Here is a 26,171-nt window from a genome sequence, read left to right on the forward strand (position 1 = left end):
GGAACTCCAGCCACTCGACCAGCAAGGCGCGCAGGTTTTTCAGCTGCGGCTTGCCATCCAGGCCGATGATGTTGACGTTGACCCGGTAACTCGACTCCAGCTCGGTGCTGGCGAACAGATGCTGCATCAGCGCATCGTGGTCGAAGTTTTTCCGCGCTCCCGGAATGATCACGATCCGGCACGGGTTCTCGTGGTCGGATTCGTCGCGCAAGTCAGCGATCTGCGGGGCCTTGGACGGTTTGGCCTGCATCATGGCCGCGATCTGTTCCAGCACCTTGGCACCCGAAACCTGATGCGGCAGCGCGGTGACGATGATGTCGCCGTCTTCGATGTGATAAACGGCGCGCATGCGAACCGAGCCTTTGCCGGTTTCATACATTTTCAGCAGATCGGCACGGGGCGTGATGATTTCCGCTTCGGTCGGGTAATCCGGGCCCTGGATATGCTCGCAGAGCTGTTCGACCGTGGCTTTGGGCTCATCCAGCAAACGCACGCAGGCACTGGCGACTTCGCGCAGGTTATGCGGCGGCACGTCAGTGGCCATGCCCACCGCGATACCGGTGGTGCCATTGAGGAGGATGTTCGGCAAACGTGCCGGCAACACCAGCGGTTCGTCGAGGGTGCCGTCAAAGTTCGGCCCCCAGTCCGCGGTGCCCTGGCCCAGTTCGCTGAGCAGCACCTCGGAGTAGCGCGACAGTCGCGCTTCGGTGTATCGCATGGCCGCAAAAGACTTGGGATCATCCGGCGCACCCCAGTTGCCTTGGCCGTCCACCAGCGTGTAGCGGTAGCTGAACGGCTGGGCCATCAGGACCATGGCTTCGTAGCAGGCCGAATCGCCGTGCGGATGGAACTTGCCGAGCACGTCACCGACGGTACGCGCCGATTTCTTGTGCTTGGAATCAGCGTCCAGCCCCAGCTCGCTCATGGCGTAGATGATGCGCCGCTGTACCGGCTTCAGGCCGTCGCCGATATGCGGCAAGGCACGGTCCATGATCACGTACATGGAGTAGTTGAGGTAGGCATTTTCGGTGAAGTCAGCCAGCGATCGGCGTTCTACGCCATCTAAGCTGTCTGCAAGGATGTCGCTCATGCGGGCCTCATCGGTTCGTTGTCTGGCGCAGCAGCATGGTGCCACCGCGCTGGGTAAATTCAAGTTTGTTCAGTGCGCTCATGCCGAGCAACACCTGGTCGCCATGCAGGCCGGGCGCCACCAGTGCGCGGACATCCCGCAGCACGATGTCGCCCAGTTGCAGGCGTTCTATACGGGTGCGATAGCCCTGGCTCAGGCCATTGGCCGTGCTCAGGGTCACACCGAAACCTTCTGCCAGCTGCAAGCGCTTGGCCAGTTCCGCCGGGACCGCCACATCAGTGGCCCCGGTGTCGAGCATGAAGTCCACCGGCTGCCCGTTGATATGGCCACTGGCGACGAAGTGTCCCTGGGCATTGCTGGCCAGTTTCACCTCGATGTAACCATTGCCCTGTTCCGAGCTCACCATCACATTCGGGTTTTGCTGACGCTCTTCCCACTGCCCGAAAAACCGTGTGGCCAGAAACAGCGCCGCACACCAGGCCAGCACCATCAACACTCGACCGGCGCGTTTACCTGGGGTTTGCTGGCTCACGGCGCGTTCCAGCCACCGTCAGGCGCGGCAAAGCGCCAGACGATCGGACGAAATTCACCATCGGCACGGGCTCCGGTGTTGTTGTCGATACCGATCCAGGCTCCGTCAGCGTCGACTACCAATGCCTCCGTGAGGCCGAAATCCTGGGGATAACGCCGATTTTCCTGCAATGCCTCGTCGGCAAACGACCAGCAACGCTCGAGCTTGGCAGTCAATGCGTCGCGGCGACAGATCTCGAACGCATTGCGTTCCAGGGTGAACAGCTTGCCGTTGAACAGTGACAGATCGGCAAAGTCCCGGGGCATTGCCCTGGCATGGGGGAACTGTGCAGGCTGCATTTCTTTTCCGTCTTCGCTGAGCAGCACGCAGCCGCCGTCGCAATCCCAGACGGTTTGCTTGCGCTTGACCAGCAGCAATCCACGGTTCTGGCGTTCAGCGGCCAACCACAACTGGTCACCCTCAGGATTGATCGCCAAGCCCTCGAACAACGCGTTGAAACGCAACAACATGCCTCTGGCCCGAGCTTCACGCACCATCAGCGGGGAAATCTTCAACCAGGAAGTCGGCCCGGTCGGCGGAATTTGCAACACCGCTGCATGGGCTTCACTGACGACATAGCGGTTGCCGGCGTTGTCGCAAGTAATGCCTTCGAAGTCCAGACCGCCGCCACGCACGAATGACGCCGCCCAGGCCCGCGAACGCAGGCCCCAGGGCAAGCCGCTGTCAGGCACTTCCGGCACGCCGATGCCCAAGGCCTCTGCACGCCAGACGCTGGCCTGGGTATCGAGGCGGTAGATCTGATCGTCGTCGCGGTCGGAGATCGTCCACAGTTCCTTGCCGCACTGAGCCAGCCCGGACAGGTTGCCGCCGCGCATGCCATCGATGGCATGCTCGGACAACAGACGCAGTTGCGGTGCCGGTTCGCCGGACACCGTCATCGAGGTCAGCAGCAACGCACACGCCAGGGCAAAGCCCAGGCGCATCAGCCCAGCACCTCCGCCAGGTTGCCCTTGGATTCCAGCCAGGTCTTGCGATCGCCAGCGCGTTTTTTCGCCAGCAGCATGTCCATGATTTCCGAGGTCGCCTCGAAATCATCCAGCGTCAGTTGCACCAGGCGCCGGGTGTTCGGATCCATGGTGGTTTCGCGCAACTGCGGCGGGTTCATTTCACCCAGACCCTTGAATCGGGTGACCTGAGGCTTGCCGCGCTTCTTCTCCGCCACCAGGCGATCAAGAATGCCGTCGCGCTCGGCTTCGTCGAGGGCGTAGTAGATCTCTTTGCCCAGGTCGATGCGGTACAGCGGCGGCATGGCGACATACACGTGGCCGGCATCGACCAGCGCACGGAAGTGCTGGACGAACAGGGCACAGAGCAATGTCGCGATGTGCAGACCGTCGGAGTCGGCGTCGGCAAGGATGCAGATTTTGCCGTAGCGCAGCTGGCTCATGTCCGCCGCGCCCGGATCGACGCCGATGGCCACGGCAATGTTGTGCACTTCCTGGCTGGCCAGCACTTCGCTGCCGTCGACTTCCCAGGTGTTGAGGATCTTGCCGCGCAACGGCAGGATCGCCTGGAACTCTTTGTCCCGCGCCTGCTTGGCCGAACCGCCGGCGGAATCACCTTCCACCAGGAACAGCTCGGAGCGCATCGGGTCCTGCCCGGCGCAATCGGCGAGTTTGCCCGGCAGCGCCGGACCTTGGGTGATGCGCTTGCGCTCAACCTTTTTGCTGGCCTTCAGACGACGACCAGCGTTGTTGATCGCCAGTTCGGCCAACGCCAGACCGGTTTCCGGGTTGGCATTGAGCCACAGGCTGAACGCATCCTTGACCACGCCGGAAACAAACGCCGCGGCTTCCCGGGACGACAGGCGTTCCTTGGTCTGGCCGGAGAATTGCGGTTCTTGCATTTTCATCGACAGCACGAAAGCGATGCGCTCCCAGACGTCTTCCGGGGCCAGCTTTACGCCGCGCGGCAACAGGCTGCGGAATTCGCAGAACTCGCGCATGGCGTCGAGCAGCCCCTGGCGCAAACCGTTGACGTGGGTACCGCCCTGGGCGGTCGGGATCAGGTTGACGTAGCTTTCCTGCACCGCGTCGCCGCCTTCCGGCAGCCACAGCAGCGCCCAGTCCACCGCTTCCTTGTTACCGGCAAACGCGCCACAAAATGGCTCGTCCGGCAGGCGCTCGAATTCGCTGACCGCATCGACCAGGTAGGAACGCAGGCCGTCTTCGTAATGCCATTCGACTTTCTCGCCGGTGGCTTTGTCTTCAAAACTGACCAGCAGCCCCGGGCACAGCACGGCCTTGGCCTTGAGCACATGCTTGAGGCGGCTGATGGAGAACTTCGGTGAGTCGAAGTATTTCGGATCCGGCGCAAAGAACACGCTGGTACCGGTGTTGCGTTTGCCGACCGTGCCGACCACTTCCAGCTCGGTGGCCTTGTAACCATCGGCGAACGTCATCTGGTATTCGTTGCCGTCACGCTTTACACGCACCCGGACTTCGGTCGACAAGGCGTTGACCACCGAAATACCCACCCCGTGCAGACCGCCGGAGAACTGGTAGTTCTTGTTGGAAAACTTGCCACCGGCATGCAGCTTGGTGAGGATCAGTTCGACCCCGGAAACACCCTCTTCGGGGTGAATGTCCACCGGCATGCCACGGCCGTCGTCGCTGACTTCCAGCGAGTGATCGGCGTGCAGGATGACCTGCACCGATTTGGCGTGCCCGGCCAGAGCTTCGTCGACACTGTTGTCGATGACTTCCTGGGCAAGGTGGTTCGGCCGACTGGTGTCGGTGTACATGCCGGGGCGTTTGCGCACCGGGTCGAGGCCCGAGAGGACTTCGATGGCGTCGGCGTTATAAGAGCTAGCGCTGGGAGTGGCCATGGGGTCTCGTCGTCAGTCATTCATTGAAAATAGGGGCGAGGTTTCACAATGCGGTGAAATCTATCGCCTGATACACATCGGCGCCAATGCCGGCAAAACTCAGCATGGCTGGAAGCTGTGCGGCAAACCCCTGGAAACTATGGTCGCCGCCGGCCTGGATACGCAAGGCACAGGCCCGGTAATACTGCTGGGCCAGGCGATAGTCCAGCGTTTCATCCCCCGTCTGCAACCATACCTGATACCGCAGCGGGTCCAGGGGTGGCGGCACTTCCAGCTCGGCCAGCGCCGTTACGTGGTCGTGGGTCAGTTCCCAGGTCTCATCGGTATACAGGTTTTTCTGCGTCCCCAGAAATCCGTCGAACATCCGGTGCGGGCTGACGGCAGGGTTGATCAGCAGGGCTTTCAGGCCATGGCGCTCGGCCAGGTGAGTCGCATAGTAGCCGCCGAGTGAGCTGCCGACCAGTAATGGCCGCCCGAGCGCTGCAATCGCCTGTTCAAGCTGACCGATGGCCTCGCGGGGATGGTGATGCAAGGCCGGCACGCGCAAATGGTCGCTCAAGCCCAGCCGTTCCATCACTGCGCTCAACTGCGTGGCCTTTTTCGATGCAGGCGCGCTGTTGAAACCGTGGATATAAAGGATCGAACCGGACATTTGGACTCCCTGCGCGTCGGGTAAAGAAGCGGAGTTTACAGGGACTCGGGGGATGTTGGGTGCCATCGCTACCGAATTGAACACAGCCCCTGTGGGAGCTGGCTTGCCAGCGATGAGGCCGTCACATTCAACATTGATGTTGTCAGGCAGTCCGTAATCGCTGGCAAGCCAGCCCCCACAATGGAAATCAGTGTTCGCGGGAAACGTGTCAGTAGCCGTTGGAGCCGTAATCGACCTGGAAATCGAAACCGGTAACGCGTTCCACCCCGGTTTGCAGCTGTCCATCGGGCATCAACCGCAACCAGCGATACCCCGGCGCCTGCTCTCCGACCGTGAAGTCCTCGCTACCCGGTTCAAACTGAATGCAGGTCGACGGCGAGGCGATCAGACGCACATTGTCACGCAATTGATCGATCTCCTGATGCACATGCCCCCACAGCACGGCACGCACCTGCGGAAAACGATCGAGCACTTCAAAAAAGGCGTCCGGATTGCGCAAACCGATCGGTTCCATCCACGCACAACCAATCGAAACCGGATGATGGTGCAGGCACACCAGATGATGCCGCTGCGGTGCCTCGCTCAACGAGCGGGCCAACAGTTGCAATTGTTCGTCCTGCAGGTAGCCCGGCACTGAGCCCGGCACTGCCGAATCGAGCAGCGTGACTCGCCAGTTGCCGATATCCACTACCGGCTCCAGCAATGCACTCTGAACGGCGGCCTCGGCCATGATCTGCGGCTCGTCGTGATTGCCGGGAATCCAGCGCGCCGGCGCATCGAGCTGTCGGGTCAGGTCGCGAAACGCCTGGTAAGACTCCAGCGAGCCGTCCTGAGACAGGTCACCGGTGGCCAGGACCAGGTCGATCCGTGGCTGCTGGGCGCGCACCCTTTCAAGGACTTTTTGCAGGCTGTCGCGGGTGTTCATGCCCAGTAGCGTGCCGTGCGCCTCGGCGAACAGATGGCTGTCGGAAATTTGCACCAGCAGTGCCGGCTCAGCGGTGCTCAAGGTGGATACGCTCGGCAAGGTGTTCTCCCAGGGCGTGATCACGGGATTGGATGATTGGCGCAATTATGCTGGGGGACGATCGAAAGAAGAAACCTGTGAACCTGACGCAGTTCACAACTGCGACGGAAGTTAACGTACCACTTCGTACTCATGCCCCAATGCCAGGCAATGACTCAGCCACTCGCCCAGGAACATGTTCAGCTGGGCTTTTTCGTCGGGCTGGTGCATCGAGGCATTCGGATAAGGATAGATGCCGCGAAAGCGTCGCGCATGTTCGGCACTGACCACTTCGGCCATGCAGGCATCGTGATAGACCTGTACTTCCAGTTGCGGCACCGGTAGCCAGGGCAGACTGTGCTCCTGACGCACTTGCAGGGTGGTGGTGTACGGACAGACCTGCAACACCTCCAGCGCCAGCACGCCGAGCATCTGGTCGCCATGGGTCACGGCGATGCGCCTCGCCGCAGGCTCGCTGCGCATGTCCGGCAACAGTCGCATCAGGCGCGCGTAGTTCGCCTCACAGGACGCTTGCAGCCCCACGAGGTCCACCCGATAGCGATCGCGCAGTTTGTTTACGACCATAACCCCCTCACTTCAACGCGATTCAAAGCCAGCCATTGCAAGGCAATGATGCTTGGCGCGTTGGCAATTCGTCCATCGCGTACGGCTTGCAGGGCATCTTCAAAGGCCCACACCGAAACGCGGATATCTTCGGCCTCTTCCTCCAGTCCATGCAGGCCACCGGCGCCGGTGGTGTCGCAACGCCCCAGGTACAAATGCACGAATTCGTCGCTGCCGCCCGGCGATGGAAAATATTTGGTCATCGGCCAGAGCGCTGCGATTTCAAGCCCAGCTTCCTCCTGCGCTTCGCGGTGAGCAACTTCTTCCGGCTGTTCGTCCTTGTCGATCAGACCGGCAACCAGTTCTACCAGCCACGGATTGTCGGTCTTGCCGAGGGCACCGACACGAAACTGCTCGATCAGCACGACTTCGTCTCGCTGCGGATCGTACGGCAGCATGCACACTGCATCATGACGGACGAACAGTTCACGGTTGATTTCGCGGCTCATGCCACCGGCGAACAATTCATGGCGCAAGTGCACGCGTTCGAGCTTGTAGAAGCCCTCGAAGCACTTTTCGCGCCGAACGATCTCTACGGCGGTCGGAATGGCGTTGGCAAAATCGGTCATGACAATCCTCATTACTTCAATCCGATACGAGATTCCTTTTCCCGTGGAACCTCGACTTCGCGCCATCCTAACGCGCCCGTGAGGTTTGATGCAGCCCCTTTCCCGTCAGCGGGATAGACGGTGAGGACGAAACCCACTCTAATTAGCTTAGTGGCGAACTGACTGCTCCGTTGGTAGTCGAAGCGGGTAACTTTTTGCCTTTCCCTGATTTATGAAGGACGCACATGTCGCTTTTTAAAATCGCCTCCGTGGCCGCTATCGCCCTGACCCTGGGCGCCTGCCAGAGTTTGTTCCAGCCCAATTATCGCGCACCGCTGGAAGTCACCCGCGACGCCACCGAACAGCTTCAGCCGGGGTGCAAGGATCAGGATTGCCCGCTGGTGAACATCGACACCCTGCACTTCCCCGCGGAACCCGCACTGGATGGCATCATCGAAAAGCGCCTGCTGGCAATGACCCGCATCTCGCCCGATGCACCGGTCGCGCCGACGCTGGCGGCCTATCGCGAGCAATTCTTGCGCACTGCGGGGCCACGCAACAGCAGCTACCTGCAAGCGAAAGTACGCGAGCAGCATGACGGCTTGGTGATCATCGAATTGTCCAGCTACCTGGACACTGGCGGCGCCCATGGCACGCCGGGCCGCGGCTTCATCAACTACTCGCGTCAGCAGCATAAAGTGCTGACGCTGGCGGACATGCTGGTGCCAGGGCAGGAAGAGGCGTTCTGGAAAGCCGCGCAGGTGGCGCACAACAGCTGGTTGATCAGCACCAAGCTCGATCAGGAACCGGAGTTCGTCAAAAGCTGGCCGTTCCAGAAAACCCAGAACGTGGCGCTGACCTATGGCGGGGTGATCCTCAAATATGAAACCAGCAGCATCGCGCCGTACGCACTGGGCCATGTCGAACTGAAGATCCCCTACCCTCGCCTGAACGGCATCCTCAAGCCCGAGCTGTTTCCCGGCCGTAACTGAAGGCCCGGCCCAGCACCAGCTGCAGCAGCCCTGCCACCACCAGTGCCGGCAGGGTTGCACCGATATCGGCATACAGGTTGGCCAGCAAATGATAGGTGCTGATCCCGCCCAGCCAGGCGAGCAGCGCCGGCCAGCGCAATGCGGCTGACGCCACCTGGCCACTGCGCTTGCGCAGAATGAAGTGATCCACCAGCACCACGCCGAACAGCGGCGCAAACACCGAGCCGATCAACAGCAGGAAGTTCTGGTACTGCGCCAATGGCGCCAGCAAGGCGATCAGCGTGCAGATCACGCCGATGGCCAATGCCAGGTGCTCGACTTTCAGGCGCAACAGAATCCCGCTGGACACCGCTGCCGAGTGAATGTCGGCGAAGGCGTTCTCCGACTCGTCCAACAGAATCAACAGCAACGGAATGCCCAGGCCGGCGCCGGCCAGTGCCAGCAACAGGGCATTGACTTCACCGCTCGGCGCGAACGCCAGGGTGTAGGCCACGCCCAGGCTCATCAGCCAGAAATTACCGATGAAGAAACCGATGGCGGTGCCACCGAAGACGTTTTTCGCCCGCTTGCCGAAACGCGAGTAGTCGGCAATCAAAGGCAACCACGACAGCGGCATGGCGATGGCAATGTCGAAGCCCACGGCAAACGGCATCGAGCCATCGCCGGCCTGCGTCCACAATGCGGCCAGATCGGCCTTGGCGAACAGGTTCCAGGTCAACCAGGTGCACGCCGCCAACAGCAACCAGATGCCCCACTTGCGCAGTATCTTGCGCACGAAGGTCAACGGACCGCTGACAGCGAGCAAGGTCGCCAGCGCGCCGAAAAACAGCGTCCACAGCACCGGGCTCGACATCAGGCTGGCGTCGCTGAAAGCCTTGGCGCCCAACAGGCTGGCGGCATCGCGCATGACGATGATTTCGAACGCCCCCCAACCGATCAGTTGCAGCAGGTTCAGCACTGCCGGCAGGCTCGCGCCCTTGGCGCCGAGGCTGAGTTTGAGTGCAGTCATCGATGACAGGCCGGTGTCGCTACCGATCACCCCGACCGCCGCCAGTAGAAGAACGCCGACCAGCGTGCCGAGGAAAATCGCCAGCAACGAGCCCGACAGGCCCAGGCCTGGTGCAAGCAATGCGCCGGTCTGCAGGACCATCAGGCCGATGCCGAGGGAGAACCACAGAGAAAACAGATCGCGGCCGCCGAACACACGTTTGTCGATCGGCACGGCGATATCAGGTGAGTAAGTGCTGGGTTGAATGCTCAAGGGTGTTATCTCAGAGGGACATTGTTGTGTAAACCACCCTTGTGGCGAGGGAGCTTGCTCCCGCTCGGCTGCGCAGCAGTCGTAAAATCGGTCATCGCAATCTGGCACCCAGAATGCGGTGGCTGGTTTTGGGTCTGCTTCGCAGGCCAGCGGGAGCAAGCTCCCTCGCCACATGGATAAGCGGCGCACCCGAGTGCGCCCGGTCAGATCAAACCTTCTTGTACAGCTGGCTGCCTTCCTGCTTGAAGCGCTCAGCCTGTTCGGCCATGCCTTGGACGACGTCCACGTCGACCGCTTCGATGCGTTGGTTGGCCGCGTACTCGCGGACTTCCTGGGTGATTTTCATCGAGCAGAACTTCGGCCCGCACATCGAGCAGAAATGCGCGACCTTGGCCGAGTCCTTCGGCAGGGTTTCATCGTGATACGAACGCGCGGTGTCCGGATCAAGGCCCAGGTTGAACTGGTCTTCCCACCGGAATTCGAAACGCGCCTTGCTCAGGGCGTTGTCGCGAATCTGCGCGCCCGGATGTCCCTTGGCAAGGTCGGCGGCGTGGGCGGCGATCTTGTAGGTGATGATCCCGGTCTTCACGTCATCCTTGTTCGGCAAGCCCAAGTGCTCCTTGGGCGTTACGTAGCAGAGCATGGCGCAACCGAACCAGCCGATCATCGCCGCGCCGATGCCGGAGGTGATGTGGTCGTAGCCCGGCGCGATGTCGGTGGTCAGTGGGCCGAGGGTGTAGAACGGCGCCTCGTCGCAGCATTCGAGCTGCTTGTCCATGTTCTCTTTGATCAACTGCATCGGCACGTGGCCCGGGCCTTCGATCATGCATTGCACGTCGTGCTTCCAGGCGATCTTGGTCAACTCGCCGAGGGTTTCCAGCTCGCCGAACTGTGCTTCGTCATTGGCATCGGCAATCGAGCCCGGACGCAGGCCATCGCCCAGCGAGAAGCTGACGTCGTAGGCCTTCATGATTTCGCAGATTTCGTCGAAGTGGGTGTAGAGGAAGTTCTCTTTGTGGTGCGCCAGGCACCACTTGGCCATGATCGAACCGCCACGGGAAACGATGCCGGTTACGCGCTTGGCAGTCATCGGCACGTAGCGCAGCAACACGCCGGCGTGGATGGTGAAGTAGTCGACGCCCTGCTCGGCCTGCTCGATCAGCGTGTCGCGGAACAGCTCCCAGGTCAGGTCTTCGGCGACGCCGCCGACTTTTTCCAGGGCCTGATAGATCGGCACAGTACCGATCGGCACTGGCGAGTTGCGGATGATCCACTCACGGGTTTCATGGATGTGCTTGCCGGTGGACAGGTCCATGACCGTGTCCGAACCCCAGCGAATGCCCCAGGTCAATTTCGCCACTTCTTCTTCGATGGACGAACCCAGGGCGCTGTTGCCGATGTTGCCGTTGATCTTCACCAGGAAGTTACGGCCGATGATCATCGGTTCCAGTTCGGTGTGGTTGATGTTGGCCGGGATGATCGCGCGGCCCCGGGCGATTTCGTCACGGACGAACTCGGGGGTAATGACTTTCGGCACGCTGGCGCCGAAGCTGTGGCCGGCGTGCTGCTGGTCCAGCAGGCCGGCGGCGCGGGCCACTTCCAGCTTCATGTTTTCGCGGATGGCGACGTATTCCATCTCGGCGGTGATGATGCCTTTGCGCGCGTAGTGCATCTGGCTGACGTTGGCGCCCGGTTTCGCGCGACGTGGATTGTTGACGTGAGCGAAACGCAGCTGGGTCAACTCGGGATCGGCAAGGCGTTCCTGGCCGAAATTCGAACTCAGGCCAGCCAGTCGCTCGGTGTCGCCACGGGCTTCGATCCACGGCGAACGCACATCGGCCAAGCCTTTGCGCACGTCGATGATGACGTTGGGATCGGTGTACGGGCCTGACGTGTCATAGACCACGACCGGTGCGTTGACCTCGCCGCCGAAGTCGGTCGGCGTCACGTCGAGGCTGATTTCACGCATCGGCACGAGAATGTCCGGACGAGAGCCCTGGACATAGATTTTTTGCGAGCGGGTAAACGGCTGAACCGATTGCTGATCGACCTTGGCCGATTCACTCAGGTTGGTGGCGATTTTTGCTTTTGTAGTCATCACGGGTTCTCCAGACATCATCCAGGCAGTGGATTTTTGTCGGAGCGAACCTGTAAACGAATGGACGCACGGGCGCTGGGAAACCAGCTGTGCTGTGCTCGGTGCACGAGGGCTGTTCGATTGTCGAACAACATCCCGGACGAAGCACAAGAGGACTCGCCGGGTGACGAGAAATCTTGTTCCCTACGCAGGCGTTAACCTGATCAGGTTCAACGGGATCCGAAATTATTCGATCTCAGCCTCATAGCAAGGCACCCCGACAAGAACTCGGCCAGTCTAGACACAACTGGCAAAGAACGCCAACACCGCTGCAAACACCTTGATGAATGGCGTAATTACGGGGGAAGGCAGGATTGTTGCCGATTGAATGCACAACTACACTCGCTACGCCGAGGCTGCGCATTGACGCTGCACCTGTAGCGCCTTAGCCTTGGCGCTTAAATTACTTGTGTAATATTTCTACTAGGGATCGCCTATGCTGCGCAAACTCTCACTGGCCGTTGCCGTGTCATGTGCGTCCAATGGAATGGCCTGGGCAGCAGAAGCGCCCTTGTCGACAAAAAACGATCTGGTCAGCGTCTACCAGGAGGCGGTGGACAACAACGCCGACCTCGCTGCCGCCATCGCTCAATATGGCGCCCAGAAAGAAGTCGTGCCCCAGGCCCGCGCCGGGCTGCTGCCCAATCTGTCGGGTGGCGCGGATGTCACCAGTGTCCGCACGTCGATCGATCAGCCGTCGGCCACTGCCAACCGCAATGCCCACTCTTACCAGGCAACCCTGGCACAGCCGCTGTTTCGTGCCGATCGCTGGTTCCAGTTCCAGGCCGCCAAGGACGTCAACGAACAGGCCGCCCTGCAACTCTCGGCGACCCAGCAAAACCTGATCCTGCAAACCGCCGACAGTTACTTCAACGTGTTGCGCAGTCAGGACAACCTGGCATCGACCAAGGCCGAAGAAGCCGCGTTCAAACGGCAGCTGGATCAGTCCAACGAACGTTTCGATGTCGGCCTTTCGGACAAGACCGACGTCTTGAACTCACAAGCCAGCTACGACACTGCACGTGCCAACCGGATCGTCGCGCAGCGTCAGGTGGATGACGCGTTCGAAGCCCTGATCACCCTGACCAACCGTCAGTACAAGGCTATCTGGGGCATTTCCCATAACTTGCCGATCCTGCCGCCGGCACCGAACGATGCCAAGGCGTGGGTCGACACAGCCGCCAGACAGAACCTCAATCTGTTGGCCAGCAACTATGCCGTCAGCGCCGCCGAGCAAACCCTCAAACAGCGCAAGGCCGGCCATGCACCGACCGTTGATGCCGTGGCCAGATACCAGAAAGGCGATAACGATGCACTGGGCTTCAGTAACCCGAGTGCCTTTGGGCAGTCGTACAAGGGTGATGTCGAGCAATCGTCGATTGGCCTGCAATTGAACATCCCGATCTACAGTGGCGGGCTGATCAATTCCCAGGTCCGTCAGTCTTACGCTCAACTGGACCAGACCGAGCAGCAGCGCGAATCCCTGCGCCGGCAAATCGTTGAAAACACCCGCGACCTGCATCGCGCGGTGAACACTGACGTCGAACAGGTACAGGCGCGCAAGCAATCGATCATCTCCAACCAGAGCGCGGTGGAAGCGACCGAAATCGGTTATCAGGTGGGGACGCGAAACATCGTCGACGTGCTGGATGCGCAGCGCCAGCTGTACACCTCGGTGCGTGATTACAACAACACCCGCTACGACTACATCCTCGACAACCTGCGCCTCAAGCAACAGGCCGGGACATTGAACCCGGGTGATTTGCAGGACCTGGCGCGCTGGCTCAAGGCCGACTACAACCCGGACAAGGATTTCCTGCCACCGGATCTGGCCAAGGCTGCGGCTGAACAGTTGAAGGCCCGGCCGGGTCAGTAAAAAGGCAACTTGGGTGAAAAGCTTTCTGTGGCGAGGGAGCTTGCTCCCGCTCGGCTGCGAAGCAGTCGTAAAACCTGGCAATGCGATATGTCTGTATGCAGTGCGGTGTCGGGGTATGGGGCTGCTTCGCAGCCCAGCGGGAGCAAGCTCCCTCGCCACAATTGGTCAGTGGCCAGCGATCAACCGGCCTAGCCCATCCAGCAACCGCTGCAATGCGCCCTGATTGCTGCGCATCACTTTCAAGCCTGCTTCGGCCATGCGTTGTGCATCCCGCGGCAATTCGAACAGCCGCTGAACTGCCAGGGCCAAACCTTCGGCATCTTCCACTTCCTGCAAGGCCCCGGCACTGCGCAGTTGCGCGGCGATTTCGAGGAAATTGAACAGGTGCGGGCCACTCAATACCGGTTTTGCCAGCGCGGCCGGCTCCAGCAGGTTATGCCCGCCGTTGGGCACCAGACTGCCGCCGACAAAAGCGCTGTCGGCCAACGCGTAGAGAAACAGCAATTCACCCATGGTGTCGCCGAGCAGCACCGAAGTACCGGCACCAACCGGCTCGCCGCTGGAACGCCGGACCGTGGCAAACCCTTGTTGCTGGCACAAGCCGTACACCGAATCGAATCGCTCCGGATGACGCGGCACCAGGATCAGCAACGCATCAGGATGATCGGCCAGCAACCGGCGATGGGCCGCCAGTACCACTTCATCTTCGCCGTCATGGGTGCTCGCGGCGATCCACACCGGGCGCTCCTGGGCCTGCCATTGGCTACGCAATTCGCTGGCGCGCTGCAACAGTTGCGGATCGATCGTCAGGTCAAACTTGATCGAGCCGGTCACTTCAACCGTTTCTGCCCGCGCCCCCAGATCACGGAAACGCTGGGCCTCGGCTTCGGTCTGCACCGCGAACAGGCTCATCTCGGCGAGCATTGGTCCGGTCAATTTGCCGAAGCGGCCATAACCCTTGGCGGATCGTTCCGACAACCGCGCATTGGCCAGTGCCACCGGAATCCCGCGCTTGGCGCATTGATGAATATGGTTGGGCCACAGCTCGGTTTCCATGATCACCGCCAGTTTTGGTCGGGCCCGATCAAGAAAGCGTTTAGCGGCGCACGGCAAGTCATAGGGCAAATAACAGTGCTGGACGCGCGGCTCAGTGGCAAACAACGCCTGGATGCGCTCCGAGCCAGTTGGCGTCATGCACGTCACGGTGATCGGCAATTGTGGATAGCGTTGCAGCAAGGCACGGATCATCGGCGCGGCAGCAATGCTCTCGCCCACCGACACCGCATGCACCCAGATACCGCCCGGTTTCATCGCGGGCATGCCATAGGAGAAACGCTCGCCAATGCGTTTGGCATACGCCGGCGCCTTGCGTGCGCGCAGCCAAAGCCGAATCGCCACCAATGGCAGCCCCAGATAAAACAGCGCGGTGTAGAGAGTTCTATTCATGGCGGCGGAGTTTATCGGCTTTTTTCGCCGATCGCCTGCAAGTGCACGGCAAAACGTTCAGCAAGCCAGCGAGCCGCCGGACCGAGCGGTTCGTCGCGGCGCCAGACCAGCTCCACCACCAGCGCCGGCGGGGTCCATTCGCTGACCAGTTCCACCATCTGATTCTGATACGTCGGGTACTGCACCACGTGGCGCGGCAACCATGCCCAACCCAGGCCGCGCACCAGCCATTCGGCCATCACGTAGAAACTGTCGGCACGCCAGACTTGCGGGCTGGCTGGCTCGCTGCCCGGATAAATGCTGGACTCCGTCGACATCAACAACTGCCGGTGTTGCGCCAGTTGCTGGCAGTCCACTGTGCCCTTGGCCGCCAGCGGATGTTCCCTGCCGCACACGGTGACCATTTCGACGCTGCCCAATACCCGCCGTTCCAGCGCTTCGGGTATCTGATCATGAAAGAACAACAACCCCAGATCGGCCCGCCGCTCCACCAGTTTGCGCGCGACATCGCCTTGGGCGGCGCTGGTCAACTGCACTTCGACACTGGGAAATTTTTCCGCCAGGGCTTCGAAGCTTTCGATGATCGGCTGGTAAGGCATCGCCTCGTCCTGCGCCACACGCAAACGGGCCTCTTGCCCGCGCATCATCGCCAACGCCCGGCCATTGAGGCGTTCACACTGGCGCAGCACTTCTCGGGCCTCCTCCAGTAATGTCGTGCCGGCCTCGGTGAGTTTCGGCTGACGGCCGCTACTGCGCTCGAACAGGCTCACGCCCAGGTCTTCCTCCAGCAATGCAATAGAACTGCTGACTGCCGATTGCGCCTTGCGCTGATCCCGCGCCACGGCGGAAAACGATCGTTGCTCAGCCACGCTGACAAACAGCCGCAACTGCTCCAGATTCCATTGTGTGTTCATGGCTCAACCCATCTCCAAAGCAGATAGGTAATGACTTTACCGCATCTGGGGAATCTCTAAAATGCCGACCTCAGAGAGCAACACTTCACACGAGGATTGAACCATGACCGCCTACTACTATCTGGCCATCGCCATCTGCGCCGAAGTGATTGCCACCGTTTCGATGAAAGCGGTCAAAGGCTTCAGCACACCGTTGCCCTTGTTGCTGGTCATCGTCGGTTACGGGATTGCCTTCTGGATGCTGACGCTGGTGGTGCGCAGCGTGCCGGTGGGTGTTGCCTACGCGGTGTGGGCCGGCATGGGCATCGTCATGGTCAGCGTGGCGGCGCTGTTTATCTACGGGCAGAAACTGGATGTGCCGGCGATGCTGGGGATGGCGTTGATTGTGCTGGGGGTTGTTGTCATCCAGCTCTTCTCCAAGACTGCCGGGCATTAAGCTCGCACCTAATGCACTGTGGGAGTGAGCCTGCTCGCTCCCACAGGATTTTGATTCGCCGTGTTGATCGCCAGCAAAACCTCCAATCTTCGAGTCTGTATACTGCGCCCTCGTCTTGAACACTGAGGTCGTCGCATGCCATCCGTTATTTCCACCGACGTTCTGATTGTCGGCGCTGGTGTCGCCGGCCTCTGGCTGAATGCGCGCCTGCGCCGCCAGGGTTTTTCGACCGTGCTGGTGGAAAGCGCCAGCCTCGGCGGCGGGCAAAGCATGAAATCCCAGGGCATCATCCACGGCGGCGCCAAGTACGCATTGCATGGCGCAATCACCGGTGCCTCTGAGGCCATTGCCGACATGCCCCGTCGCTGGCGGGAAGCGCTGGCCGGTGACGGCGAGCTGGATCTGTCCGGCGTGCGCCTGTTATCGCAAGCCCATTATCTGTGGTCCCCCGGCACGATCGCCGGCAACCTCACCAGTTTCTTCGCCAGCAAAGCCGTACGCGGCCGTGTCGATCAGGTCAAGGGCGAGCAATTGCCGCCCGCCCTGCAAGACAAGCGTTTCAAGGGCAAGGTCTATCGACTGGCCGAATTGGTGATCGACGTGCCGAGCCTGATCCAGCGCCTGGCCGATCTGGCGGGTGATGGCCTGCTCGCCGGTCAGAAGATCGAACCGCTGCTGGAGGCTGGTGTTCTGGTCGGCCTGAAAGTCGATGAGCGTGAAATTCGTGCGCAACGCATCGTCTTGAGCGCCGGTGGCGGGACAGCTGCGCTGCTTGAAGCTTTGGGGTTGAGCCAACCCGCCATGCAACGTCGCCCGCTGCACATGATCATCGCCAAAGGCCCGAGCCTCAAGCCGCTGTATGCCCACTGCCTGGGTGGTGGCACCAAACCGCGCCTTACCATAACCACCCATCCGGCAGCCGATGGTCAGTGGGTCTGGTACATGGGCGGAGACATCGCCGAAAGCGAAGGTGTGGCTCGCGAGCCCGCCGAACAGATCGCCACCGCACAGAAAGAACTCGGCCAGTTGTTGCCCTGGATTGATCTGAGCACGGTCCAGTGGGCAACCTTGCGCGTGGATCGTGCCGAGCCGTTGCAATCGGGCCTGACCCGCCCCGACAACGCCTTCCTCGCCGAGGAAGGTCGATTGTTGGTGGGTTGGCCTACCAAGCTGGCATTGGCGCCGGACTTTGCCGACCGGGTGATCGCCAGCCTTGCACGCGACGGCATTCAACCGGGTCCGGTAGCGGCGCTGCCACCGCTGCCAAGGCCACCGATGGGCATTCCGGCCTGGGAGCAACTACTGCCATGAGCCAACCTACCCTGCACGACCTGCATCGCCCCCTGGGCAGCACCGGCCTGATGGTTTCTCCGCTGGGCCTGGGCACCGTGAAACTCGGCCGCGACCAAGGGGTGAAGTACCCCAACGGCTTCCAGATTCCGGACGATGACGAAGCGCGCATGCTGCTCAAGTTGACCCGGGACCTGGGCATCAACCTGATCGACACCGCCCCGGCCTATGGCCGCAGTGAAGAACGCCTCGGCCCGCTCTTGCGCGGCCAGCGTCAGGACTGGGTGATCGTCAGCAAGGTTGGCGAAGAGTTTGCCGACGGCCAATCGCGCCACGATTTCAGCGCTGCACATACCCGGCTCTCGGTTGAACGCAGCCTGCAACGCCTGGAAACAGATTTCATTGACCTGGTGCTGGTGCACTCCGATGGCAACGACCTTGCGATCCTCAACGATTGCGAAGTCTATGCAACCCTCGCCGCGCTCAAGGGCGAGGGCAAGATTCGCGGCTTCGGTTTTTCCGGCAAAACCGTCGAGGGTGGCTTGAAGGCGCTGGAGCAAGGCGATTGCGCAATGGTCACCTACAATCTGAACGAGCAAAACGAGAAAGCCGTGATTGACTATGCTGCTGCTCACGGCAAAGCCATTCTGGTCAAAAAAGCCCTCGCCAGTGGTCACGTTTGCCTGAGTCCCGGGGTGGACCCGGTGCGCGCCAGTTTCGAGTTGCTGTTTGAACATCCGGGGGTGGCCAGTGCTATTGTCGGAACGATCAACCCGCTGCACCTCGCCCACAACGTCGCGACCGTTGCCCAGGTCCTACGTAGCCACTGATGCCGCCCCACGCGGCCTAAAGCAGGAGCCGACATGCCGCGTACGCTCATTAGAAAGAATCCGAGCAACTTCAAGACCCTGCCGTTATTCGTCGAAGCGACTCCCGAAGGCCTGAGTTACCAGAGCGTCGGCAGGCCGCTGAACTTCTCCCAGACCCTGCAACGTCGCCGCCCGGTCACCGTCGCCGACAGCGAGCGCTTTGCCCTGGAACTGGCCAACCTCGGCGTTTCGGTGCGCCTGACGCTGCATTGGCAGAATCGCGATTACTGGGTACTGGTGCGTCAGCGTCGCCAGGATCGCGGGGACGTCGTGCTCAAGCTGATTTCCGGCTACGTGCCGGCCCACGAGCTGAACCTGCCGCTGCACACGGCGATCCAGGAGATTGCCGAAGAATGCCTGCTGGAAACCCCGGAAGGCTGGCTCGGTGGGCGCTTCAACGACACATGGTTGCCCGCGCCCTACTCGTCTGCTCTGCATTACCGCGAAGCCCTGCCGTTTCGCCTGTCGCCACTGTCCGGCTCGGCGCGGCCGGTGCGTTGCGCCAACCTGCAGCTGATTGAGCGGCCCCGGGCCTATGTGCACCTGCCGACGGCATCGTTGCAGTTGATCTATGATTTGCGCCTGGACGTGCCCAAGGAAGCCAAATCCCTGAGTCTGTTCCACGTCGACGAACGGCTGGAAGGCGATCAACTGGTGGCCCGACTGGATCGCAAGCGGCCCGATCTGTACTTGATGCCTTTGCAGGACGGCCACCCGTTGGCCGAGCTCTATACCTTGAAGAAGGATCAACTGTACCCGGCGAGCACGCGCGGGTTGTTTCTGGCCGAGAGCTTTGCCCGGCAGGAAGGCTGGTTGGTGAGGGATGAGCGCATTCGCTGGAAGGACTGGGTCCGCCAGCAAGGCTTGACGCCACCGGCGAAGGATTCAGGCCTGGCGCGACTGCGCGGGAAGGCCAAGCAACTGCTGAAGAAGATCGTACCGCGCAAGGCTGCACGATAGGCTGATCAGTACGCTGCCGTGGCGAGGGAGCTTGCTCCCGTTGGGTCGCGGAGCGACCCTAAAACCTGCAATCGAGTTGCACCAGGCAAATCGCATTCAATGGTTTTACGACCGCTTCGCAGTCGAACGGGAGCAAGCTCCCTCGCCACAGTGATCACGCGTTATTCGGACTTGCGGATTTTCTCGACAATGGCGGTAGTGGAGCTGTTTTCCACCAGCCCCAGCACTTTCACGGTGCCGCCGTAGGCAGTCACGATGTCCGCGCCCACCACCTGGTCAATCCCGTAATCCCCACCCTTGACCAACACGTCCGGCTTGACCTCGCGCAGGAGGTTTTCCGGGGTGCCTTCGGCGAAGCTGATCACCCAGTCCACCGCACCCAACCCGGCCAGCACGGCCATGCGTCGGTCGACACTGTTGATCGGACGACCCGGCCCTTTCAAGCGACTGACCGACGCATCGTCGTTGACCGCTACGATCAGGCGATCGCCTTGGGCGCGCGCCTGTTCGAGGTAAGTCACGTGGCCGGCATGCAGAATGTCGAAGCAACCGTTGGTGAACACGATCTTCTCGTTGTGCGCACGGGCGTCGTCGACGGCCAGCAGTAATTGCTCGAGCCCCAGCACACCGCGCTCCGAACCTTCTTCACGCTGGATGGCGCGACGCAGTTCCGGCGCACTGATCGCCGCCGTACCGAGCTTGCCGACCACGATGCCCGCGGCCAGGTTGGCCAGGCCCACCGCATGCGGCAGTTCCTCGCCGGCAGCAATCGCCGCCGCCAGGGTGGAAATCACCGTGTCGCCGGCGCCGGTCACGTCGAACACTTCGCGGGCGCGAGCCGGCAGGTGCAGGGCCGGATGATCCGGGCGCAACAGGGTCATGCCGTGTTCGCCACGGGTCACCAGCAAGGCGCCAAGGTCCAGGTCGTGCATCAACTGCGCGCCCTTGCTCACCAGCTCGTGCTCATCGGCGCAACCGCCAACGATGGTTTCGAACTCGCTGAGGTTCGGTGTGATCAGACTCGCACCGCGATAGATCGAAAAATCCTTGCCCTTGGGGTCGGCCAGCACCGGAATGCCACGGGCACGAGCTGCCTGAATCAAGACTTGATGGTTTTTCAACGCACCCTTGCCGTAGTCGGAGAGCACCAGCACCTTGATGCCTTCGAGCAATTCGTCGACTTGCACCGACAACGCCAGCGAGTCGGTGGCGAACGGTTCTTCGAAGTCGATACGCAACAATTGCTGGTGCCGACTCATGACCCGCAACTTGACGATGGTCGGTTGATGCGCGATGCGCTGGAACAACGCCCGCACACCTGCACCCTTGAGGCTATTGACCAGACTGTCGGCGGCTTCATCGTCGCCGGTCACGCCAACCAGCGAGGCTGGCGCGCCAAGGGCGGCAATGTTCAACGCAACGTTGGCGGCACCGCCGGGGCGGTCCTCGATGTGCTCGACCTTGACTACAGGTACTGGCGCCTCAGGGGAAATCCGTGAGGTACCACCATGCCAGTAACGGTCGAGCATGACATCGCCGACCACCAAGACAGGGGCTTGATCGAATCGCGGCATGGACAACTTCATGGAGCAACCCACATACAAAATGAACAGGGGCGCGATATTAACACAGGGTTGCCGCAGGCTTGTGCGACGGCTGCATCGGGATAAATTCGCGAGGGCAGGACTGTAGAGAGCAACGAGGCTGCGACCTCTTGATCTTTAAAAACAAAGTCAAAAGATCGCAGCCAGGGCAACGCCCTGCAAAAGACTATTTCAGGCGATGTCTTCAGCCGGCGCGTCCAGCCCCATCGCATGTAAACGCGAGTAGTAGCCGTTTTGCGCCAGCAGTTGAGCGTGGGTGCCGCGTTCGACGATCTGGCCCTGCTCCATCACCAGAATCAAATCGGCTTTTTCGATGGTCGACAGACGGTGAGCGATGACCAGCGTGGTGCGCCCTTTCATGACCTGGTCCAGTGCCGCCTGAATGTGGCGCTCGGACTCGGTGTCGAGGGCCGAAGTGGCCTCGTCGAGGATCAGCAATGGCGCGTTTTTCAACAGTGCCCGCGCAATCGCCAGACGCTGACGCTGCCCGCCGGACAGCAGCACGCCGTTTTCTCCGACCTGAGTATCGAGGCCTTCAGGCATCTGCGAGATGAAGTCCATCGCATAGGCATCCGTGGCAGCCTTTTCAATGTCTTCGCGCGGCGCGCCAGCCAGGTCGCCATAAGCGATGTTGTTGGCAATGGTGTCGTTGAACAGCGTCACGTGTTGGGTAACCTGCGCCACGTGCCGGCGCAGGTTGCGCAGGCGATAGTCTTCGATCTCAACGTCATCGAGCAGGATTTCGCCAATGTCGTGATGATAGAAACGCGGAATCAGGCTGGCCAGGGTCGACTTGCCGCTCCCTGAACGGCCGACCAGTGCAATCATCTGCCCCGGCGCCGCCGTGAAGTTGATGTTTTTCAGCACTTCACGGTCGGTTCCAGGGTAGGTGAAGCTGAGGTTGCGCACCTCCAGATGCCCGCTGACGCGGTCTCGCTCGACCGTGCCGCTGTCGACCTCGGGCTCGACGTCCAGTTGCTCGAAAATGCTTTCGGCACCGGCGACGCCCTTCTGGATGGTCGAACTGACCTCCGACAACTGGCGGATCGGCTTGGGCAGCAGGCCAGCGGCGGTAATGTAGGCCACCAGATCACCGGCGGTGGCATCACCGCGCAGGAACAGCACCAGGAACATCAACACAGCCATGGCGGTGTAGATCACCAGTTGCAACATCGGCGTGTAGACCGCGCCGGTCTTGGTCATGCGCAACTGCTTCTCGGTGTTGCCCTGGCTTGCGGCAGCGAAGCGACGCTCTTCATAAGTCTCGCCGCCGAAGCTGCGCACCACGCGATAACCCTGAATGGTTTCGGAAGCCACGTGGGTCACATCACCCATGGCCACCTGGATCTTCTTGCTCTGCTTGCGGAATTTTTTGCTGGCGCTACCCACCATCAAAGCAATCAACGGCAGGATCGCCAGCATCACCAGGGTCAGCTTCCAGTTCATCCACAGCAAATAGGCAAACAGGAAAACCACGGTCAGGCCTTCACGGATCACGACCTTGATCGCATCGGTGGCGGCACCGGTCACCATGGTCACGTTGAACGTGATGCGCGAGATCAGATGCCCGGAGTTGTGGGTGTCGAAATAGCGGTTGGGCAGCACCAGCAGCTTGTTGAACAGCTCGACGCGCAGGTCATGCACCAGCCCTAGCGATACCCTCGCCAGGTAGAAGTTACCGAGAAACGAACCGAGGCCTTGCCACGCCGCGATCAGGATGATCAACAACGGCACGGCCATCAGCAGCTGCAAATCCTTCAGGTAAGGGACTGTAGGGAACAGCACCGCTTCAGGGTTGCTCAGGCCATCGACGAAATATTTGAGAATCCCGGCCAGCATCGGCTGCGTGGAGGCAAAGATCACGAAGCCTACGATACTCAGCAGGAAGAGACCGATATAGGGTTTCACGTACCCCAACAGCCGAAGGTAGATTTTCAGGCTGGAATCCTGTCCCGCTTCAGGCGGTGCATCACTCATCGTAGGGCTCACTGGTTAAATGGAACGCGAAATTTTATCACAGGCGCCGGAGTTGGCCCGTGCCCATACCAGAACACTGGCCAGCCCCACGGGCAACCAGCTTATAAACCATTCGGGCCTCGGGGTCCCGGACAGGCTGGCGGCGTCAAATTGCATGGCCAGCGTCGAGAACACCCAGATGCCAATGATTCCCTTGGCATAAAGCGTCTCCCGGGCTTTCCAGGCCTCGTACAGCACCGCAAGCCAGATCGAACACCACAACAGCAACCCTGGCAGCCCCAATTCAAGAGCCACGTGGGTAAACAGGTTATGCGTATGATTGAAGTACTCACCTGAAGCAAACACTCGGTAGTCACCGCCAAGGCCGAGGCCAAGCCATGGGTGCTCACTGATCATCTGCAGACTGGCTATCAGGATTTGCGGACGATAAGACACTCCGCGCGCCACGACGAACGATTCGAAAAACCAGATTGCCATGACCGCCACGATCAATGCTGCCGCTGCGATGATGCGGCTACGTCGGTCACTGCTCCAAACCGGCATGGCAAGTATCGTGAAAAACAACGCCAGCCCGGCACCACGGCTCTGGCTAAGCATCACGAATGCACAAAGCAGGGCCAGAGCAATTACCCAGAGCACCTGCAACTTGCCGCTGGCCGGAGGCCAGAAAGCCAGCCAGACCGCAGCCAGCCCAATGACATACCCGCCCAGGATCGGATGAGCCAATTCACCCAACCCCTCCAGGCGTGCGCTCCAAATGTTTCCATCCACTCCATAGAACTTGATGATGGCGATGAGCGCCGTCAGCGCCAACCCGAGCCCACCCCACTGCATGATGCGGATCACGCGATCAGGCTGGCCATTGGCAAATATCGGGAAGAACATCAGGAACACCACGATGTAGAGCAAACGCTTGGCCTCGCGAGCGAGGTCCGGAGCGTTCGTCCAGGCAAGACTGATCAGAGACCACACCAGAAGCCCGAGCATCGGCAGATAGACCCAGCGTTGCTGATGGAATAACTCCCGGAGCCGGGCTCGCGCGGACCATGAAAAAAACAGTGCCGGCAGCCAGACCGATGCGACCAAACCTTGTTGATAGATCTTGTTGGTAGGCGCGACGGCGATGGCCAACAGGAACCAAAGCAGACCTATCGTCATCCATACTTGCGCCCAGCGTTTTTCTTGCATCAAATTACCCCTGAGAAACGTCACCCACCCCGCCCGGCATGGTTAAAGCTGAAACTTTTCGGCATCATTGCCCGTCACAACGCCCGTCTTCCAACAAGGCTTTCTACGATGCAATGTTCTCGGCTTTCACAAGCCGCTCTAAATCAAATGATTGAAGGCGCCAGAGTACTGGAAGCCGACAGCTTTGGGCCGAAAGTCTACCTGTTGCAGAATGGGAATATTCTGAAACTGTTCCGCCGCAAGCGTATTTTTTCTTCTGCGCTGTTTCGTCCCTATTCCAAGCGATTCATCGACAACGCCGTAGAACTGCAAAAACTCGGTGTGCCGACTTTGCAGGTCCTGCAGTACTACCGACTGCAAGCGCCAGGCATGACGGCGGTGCTTTACCAGCCATTGCCAGGCGAGACCCTGCGCCAGATCGCCAACAAGGAAGGATTCACCTGGCCGCAGGCCTTGCCGGACCTGGTGGGCCTGATAAGAAGTCTCCATGAATCGGGAATTTATTTCCGCTCACTGCACCTGGGTAATATCGTGGTCACCCCCGATAACCGCATGGGCCTGATTGATGTGGCGGACATGCGCTTTCTGCGCGCACCGCTGTCCCGTCATCTAGTCAAGCGCAACCTGCAGCACTTCGCTCGCTATATTGCACGGGAAAACCTGAACGACAGCTTTCCGATGAAAGCCCTCGAACAGGCACTGCTCGCTTCATGAGAGCAATGCCCGGGAAGCCTGGCTGAAATCCCGCCAGGCCTGGTCCGGGGCAAGTGCACGATATTGCTCTGCGGCGATCGCTTGAGCGTTGGCACTGAACGCCCGGGCAATCGTGTCGCGCCAGGCAGCCACATCCTCGACGGGGGCATACCAGCCGGCATCGCCCAATTGTTCACGGAACACATCCAGTTCACTGGCGATTACCGGTACCCCGGCCATGACCGCCTCCTGCAGGATCAGCCCCAGGCCTTCGCTCAGCGACGGCATCGCCACCCAGTCGAATGCTCGATAGAGCTGCCCCACGTCACTCACATGACCCGGCAAAAAGACTTTGCCGCGCAACCCTGCCGCGTGGATTTTCGCTTCCAGTTCGGCACGGGCAACACCTTCGCCCACAATCACCAAGCGCAGATCCGGTCGTTCAAGCAATGCTGCCGCGAAAGCATCGATCAGACAGGCAAAACCTTTTCCCCCAACCAGCCGTCCCACGGCACCCAGCACCGATGTGTTATCCACAGGCAAGCCCAACCGGGAACGCGCCTGTTCCCGGGTGAGCAGGGCAGAACGCCAGGCCGTGGGATCAAAAGCGCTGCGCAGTGTCGTGACTGGCCGTTGCAGGTCCTGGCTCAATGACGTCGCGAGGGTTTGCGACACAGCAACCACCGACAGCCGGGACGCCGGGAACCGCTGGAAGAGCGTTCTATCCGCTGCGTGAAGCCGCGTCGAACCATGGAAAACCACTACCGCACGCAAGTGCGGCATGGTCTCGATGCAGGGCAACAGTGCCCGGGCCACGCCCAGGCCATCAAGCAACAGTACGCGCGCATCGCTGGATTTGAGCGCACTCTGCAATTTGTAGTGCATCCAGGGCCGGGCCAGTCGCCAGATGTGTCGCCCTTTCAGTCGCGCAGAGGTCAGCCCCCACTCCCGCACCTTGCCGACCGCCACTCCACACTCCGAGGCATGCCCCTGAAGCAGCCAGGTTTCGATCGGTACAGAGGCCGGGACCTGGGACAATATCTGTTGGTGCACCTTGTGAGTCGAGGCAAACGGAGCGCCGCTGGCCCACATGACGTTAACAATGCTCATAGGGTGAAAAGCCGGGACAGGGAGTTCTTTAGAGAAGCCGTACGGCGCTCAGGGGATGAACCGACCACAACTTCACCATAGC

The 26,171-nt window shown here is 60.6% G+C and carries 23 protein-coding genes and 1 riboswitch; of the genes, 7 read left to right on the forward strand and 16 right to left on the reverse strand.

The genetic code is table 11. The features are described from left to right. From D8V06_RS19780 to D8V06_RS19815, 8 genes are all read right to left on the reverse strand, one after another. Positions 1-1,090 (reverse strand): DNA gyrase subunit A (locus tag D8V06_RS19780; RefSeq protein WP_277751308.1); only part of this gene is annotated, 1,090 nt, incomplete at its 3' end. Positions 1,091-1,097: 7 nt separating this feature from the next. Next, positions 1,098-1,622: a TIGR02281 family clan AA aspartic protease gene (locus D8V06_RS19785; RefSeq protein WP_056852351.1), complete on the reverse strand. Its 525-nt coding sequence runs from the start codon at positions 1,620-1,622 to the stop codon at positions 1,098-1,100. Further along, on the reverse strand, positions 1,619-2,605 hold the full coding sequence (locus D8V06_RS19790) for an esterase-like activity of phytase family protein (RefSeq protein ID WP_130907034.1): 987 nt from the start codon (positions 2,603-2,605) through the stop codon (positions 1,619-1,621). Before D8V06_RS19790 ends, D8V06_RS19785 begins: the two co-directional genes overlap by 4 nt. Beyond that, positions 2,605-4,509: a DNA topoisomerase IV subunit B gene (gene parE / locus D8V06_RS19795; protein ID WP_056852349.1), complete on the reverse strand. Its 1,905-nt coding sequence runs from the start codon at positions 4,507-4,509 to the stop codon at positions 2,605-2,607. The genes D8V06_RS19790 and parE overlap by 1 nt, the downstream gene beginning before the upstream one ends. A gap of 43 nt (positions 4,510-4,552) precedes the next feature. Next, entirely contained in the window at positions 4,553-5,161 is a 609-nt protein-coding gene (locus D8V06_RS19800) for a YqiA/YcfP family alpha/beta fold hydrolase (protein ID WP_056852348.1), read from the reverse strand. Positions 5,162-5,369: 208 nt separating this feature from the next. After that, the gene (gene cpdA, locus D8V06_RS19805) at positions 5,370-6,185 is read right to left on the reverse strand and encodes a 3',5'-cyclic-AMP phosphodiesterase (protein WP_130907033.1); all 816 of its coding nucleotides are present in this window, start codon (positions 6,183-6,185) and stop codon (positions 5,370-5,372) included. 111 nt (positions 6,186-6,296) lie between these two features. After that, positions 6,297-6,749 carry a DUF1249 domain-containing protein gene (locus D8V06_RS19810; RefSeq protein WP_008063540.1) on the reverse strand — a complete coding sequence of 151 codons (453 nt, stop codon included), beginning with the start codon at positions 6,747-6,749 and terminating at the stop codon, positions 6,297-6,299. Further along, positions 6,740-7,357, reverse strand: coding sequence for an NUDIX domain-containing protein (locus D8V06_RS19815; protein ID WP_056852346.1), 618 nt, complete (start codon positions 7,355-7,357; stop codon positions 6,740-6,742). The genes D8V06_RS19810 and D8V06_RS19815 overlap by 10 nt, the downstream gene beginning before the upstream one ends. A gap of 224 nt (positions 7,358-7,581) precedes the next feature. On the opposite strand from D8V06_RS19815, the gene D8V06_RS19820 reads away from it, so the two are divergent. Then, entirely contained in the window at positions 7,582-8,328 is a 747-nt protein-coding gene (locus D8V06_RS19820) for an RsiV family protein (RefSeq protein WP_130931649.1), read from the forward strand. Here the strand turns inward: D8V06_RS19820 and cytX are convergent. Both cytX and thiC read right to left on the reverse strand, forming a co-directional pair. Further along, positions 8,297-9,589, reverse strand: coding sequence for a putative hydroxymethylpyrimidine transporter CytX (gene cytX, locus D8V06_RS19825; protein ID WP_130931650.1), 1,293 nt, complete (start codon positions 9,587-9,589; stop codon positions 8,297-8,299). The two genes, D8V06_RS19820 and cytX, sit on opposite strands and share 32 nt — an antisense overlap. A gap of 208 nt (positions 9,590-9,797) precedes the next feature. Continuing rightward, on the reverse strand, positions 9,798-11,687 hold the full coding sequence (gene thiC / locus D8V06_RS19830) for a phosphomethylpyrimidine synthase ThiC (RefSeq protein WP_130931651.1): 1,890 nt from the start codon (positions 11,685-11,687) through the stop codon (positions 9,798-9,800). A 163-nt stretch (positions 11,688-11,850) separates the two neighbouring features. Beyond that, positions 11,851-11,956: riboswitch (TPP riboswitch) on the reverse strand. 206 nt (positions 11,957-12,162) lie between these two features. On the opposite strand from thiC, the gene D8V06_RS19835 reads away from it, so the two are divergent. Further along, complete coding sequence (locus D8V06_RS19835; RefSeq protein ID WP_056852342.1) at positions 12,163-13,602, forward strand: TolC family outer membrane protein; 1,440 nt, start codon at positions 12,163-12,165, stop codon at positions 13,600-13,602. Positions 13,603-13,767: 165 nt separating this feature from the next. Here D8V06_RS19835 and waaA read toward each other — a convergent pair whose 3' ends face one another. Together waaA and D8V06_RS19845 are read right to left on the reverse strand one after the other, a co-directional pair. Continuing rightward, positions 13,768-15,048 (reverse strand): lipid IV(A) 3-deoxy-D-manno-octulosonic acid transferase, encoded by a 1,281-nt coding sequence (waaA, locus tag D8V06_RS19840; protein ID WP_056852341.1) that lies wholly within the window; start codon positions 15,046-15,048, stop codon positions 13,768-13,770. A gap of 11 nt (positions 15,049-15,059) precedes the next feature. After that, positions 15,060-15,962, reverse strand: coding sequence for a LysR family transcriptional regulator (locus D8V06_RS19845; protein ID WP_056852340.1), 903 nt, complete (start codon positions 15,960-15,962; stop codon positions 15,060-15,062). Positions 15,963-16,065: 103 nt separating this feature from the next. Between D8V06_RS19845 and D8V06_RS19850 the strand changes: the two genes are divergently transcribed. The 4 genes from D8V06_RS19850 (at position 16,066) to D8V06_RS19865 (ending at position 19,517) form a co-directional block, all read left to right on the forward strand. Then, positions 16,066-16,398 carry a multidrug efflux SMR transporter gene (locus D8V06_RS19850; protein WP_008004867.1) on the forward strand — a complete coding sequence of 111 codons (333 nt, stop codon included), beginning with the start codon at positions 16,066-16,068 and terminating at the stop codon, positions 16,396-16,398. A 135-nt stretch (positions 16,399-16,533) separates the two neighbouring features. Beyond that, on the forward strand, positions 16,534-17,709 hold the full coding sequence (locus D8V06_RS19855; protein ID WP_130931652.1) for an FAD-dependent oxidoreductase: 1,176 nt from the start codon (positions 16,534-16,536) through the stop codon (positions 17,707-17,709). After that, positions 17,706-18,518 (forward strand): aldo/keto reductase, encoded by an 813-nt coding sequence (locus D8V06_RS19860; protein WP_130931653.1) that lies wholly within the window; start codon positions 17,706-17,708, stop codon positions 18,516-18,518. Before D8V06_RS19855 ends, D8V06_RS19860 begins: the two co-directional genes overlap by 4 nt. Positions 18,519-18,551: 33 nt before the next feature. Beyond that, on the forward strand, positions 18,552-19,517 hold the full coding sequence (locus D8V06_RS19865; RefSeq protein ID WP_056852337.1) for a hypothetical protein: 966 nt from the start codon (positions 18,552-18,554) through the stop codon (positions 19,515-19,517). A gap of 161 nt (positions 19,518-19,678) precedes the next feature. Here the strand turns inward: D8V06_RS19865 and hldE are convergent, their stop codons facing one another. The 3 genes from hldE to D8V06_RS19880 form a co-directional block, all read right to left on the reverse strand. Further along, positions 19,679-21,103 carry a bifunctional D-glycero-beta-D-manno-heptose-7-phosphate kinase/D-glycero-beta-D-manno-heptose 1-phosphate adenylyltransferase HldE gene (hldE, locus tag D8V06_RS19870; protein ID WP_046819873.1) on the reverse strand — a complete coding sequence of 475 codons (1,425 nt, stop codon included), beginning with the start codon at positions 21,101-21,103 and terminating at the stop codon, positions 19,679-19,681. Between the two features lie 189 nt (positions 21,104-21,292). Continuing rightward, complete coding sequence (gene msbA, locus D8V06_RS19875; RefSeq protein WP_056852336.1) at positions 21,293-23,098, reverse strand: lipid A export permease/ATP-binding protein MsbA; 1,806 nt, start codon at positions 23,096-23,098, stop codon at positions 21,293-21,295. Positions 23,099-23,113: 15 nt separating this feature from the next. After that, positions 23,114-24,286 carry an O-antigen ligase family protein gene (locus tag D8V06_RS19880; RefSeq protein ID WP_056852335.1) on the reverse strand — a complete coding sequence of 391 codons (1,173 nt, stop codon included), beginning with the start codon at positions 24,284-24,286 and terminating at the stop codon, positions 23,114-23,116. A gap of 108 nt (positions 24,287-24,394) precedes the next feature. On the opposite strand from D8V06_RS19880, the gene D8V06_RS19885 reads away from it, so the two are divergent. Continuing rightward, positions 24,395-25,000, forward strand: a complete 606-nt coding sequence (locus D8V06_RS19885; RefSeq protein WP_056852334.1) for a serine/threonine-protein kinase — start codon at positions 24,395-24,397, stop codon at positions 24,998-25,000. On the opposite strand, the gene D8V06_RS19890 is transcribed toward D8V06_RS19885, so the two are convergent. Then, positions 24,995-26,089 carry a glycosyltransferase gene (locus tag D8V06_RS19890; protein WP_130907029.1) on the reverse strand — a complete coding sequence of 365 codons (1,095 nt, stop codon included), beginning with the start codon at positions 26,087-26,089 and terminating at the stop codon, positions 24,995-24,997. The genes D8V06_RS19885 and D8V06_RS19890 overlap by 6 nt on opposite strands. Positions 26,090-26,171: the final 82 nt, after the last annotated feature.

Source organism: Pseudomonas sp. Sample_24, assembly GCF_004307605.1.
GTDB lineage: Bacteria > Pseudomonadota > Gammaproteobacteria > Pseudomonadales > Pseudomonadaceae > Aquipseudomonas.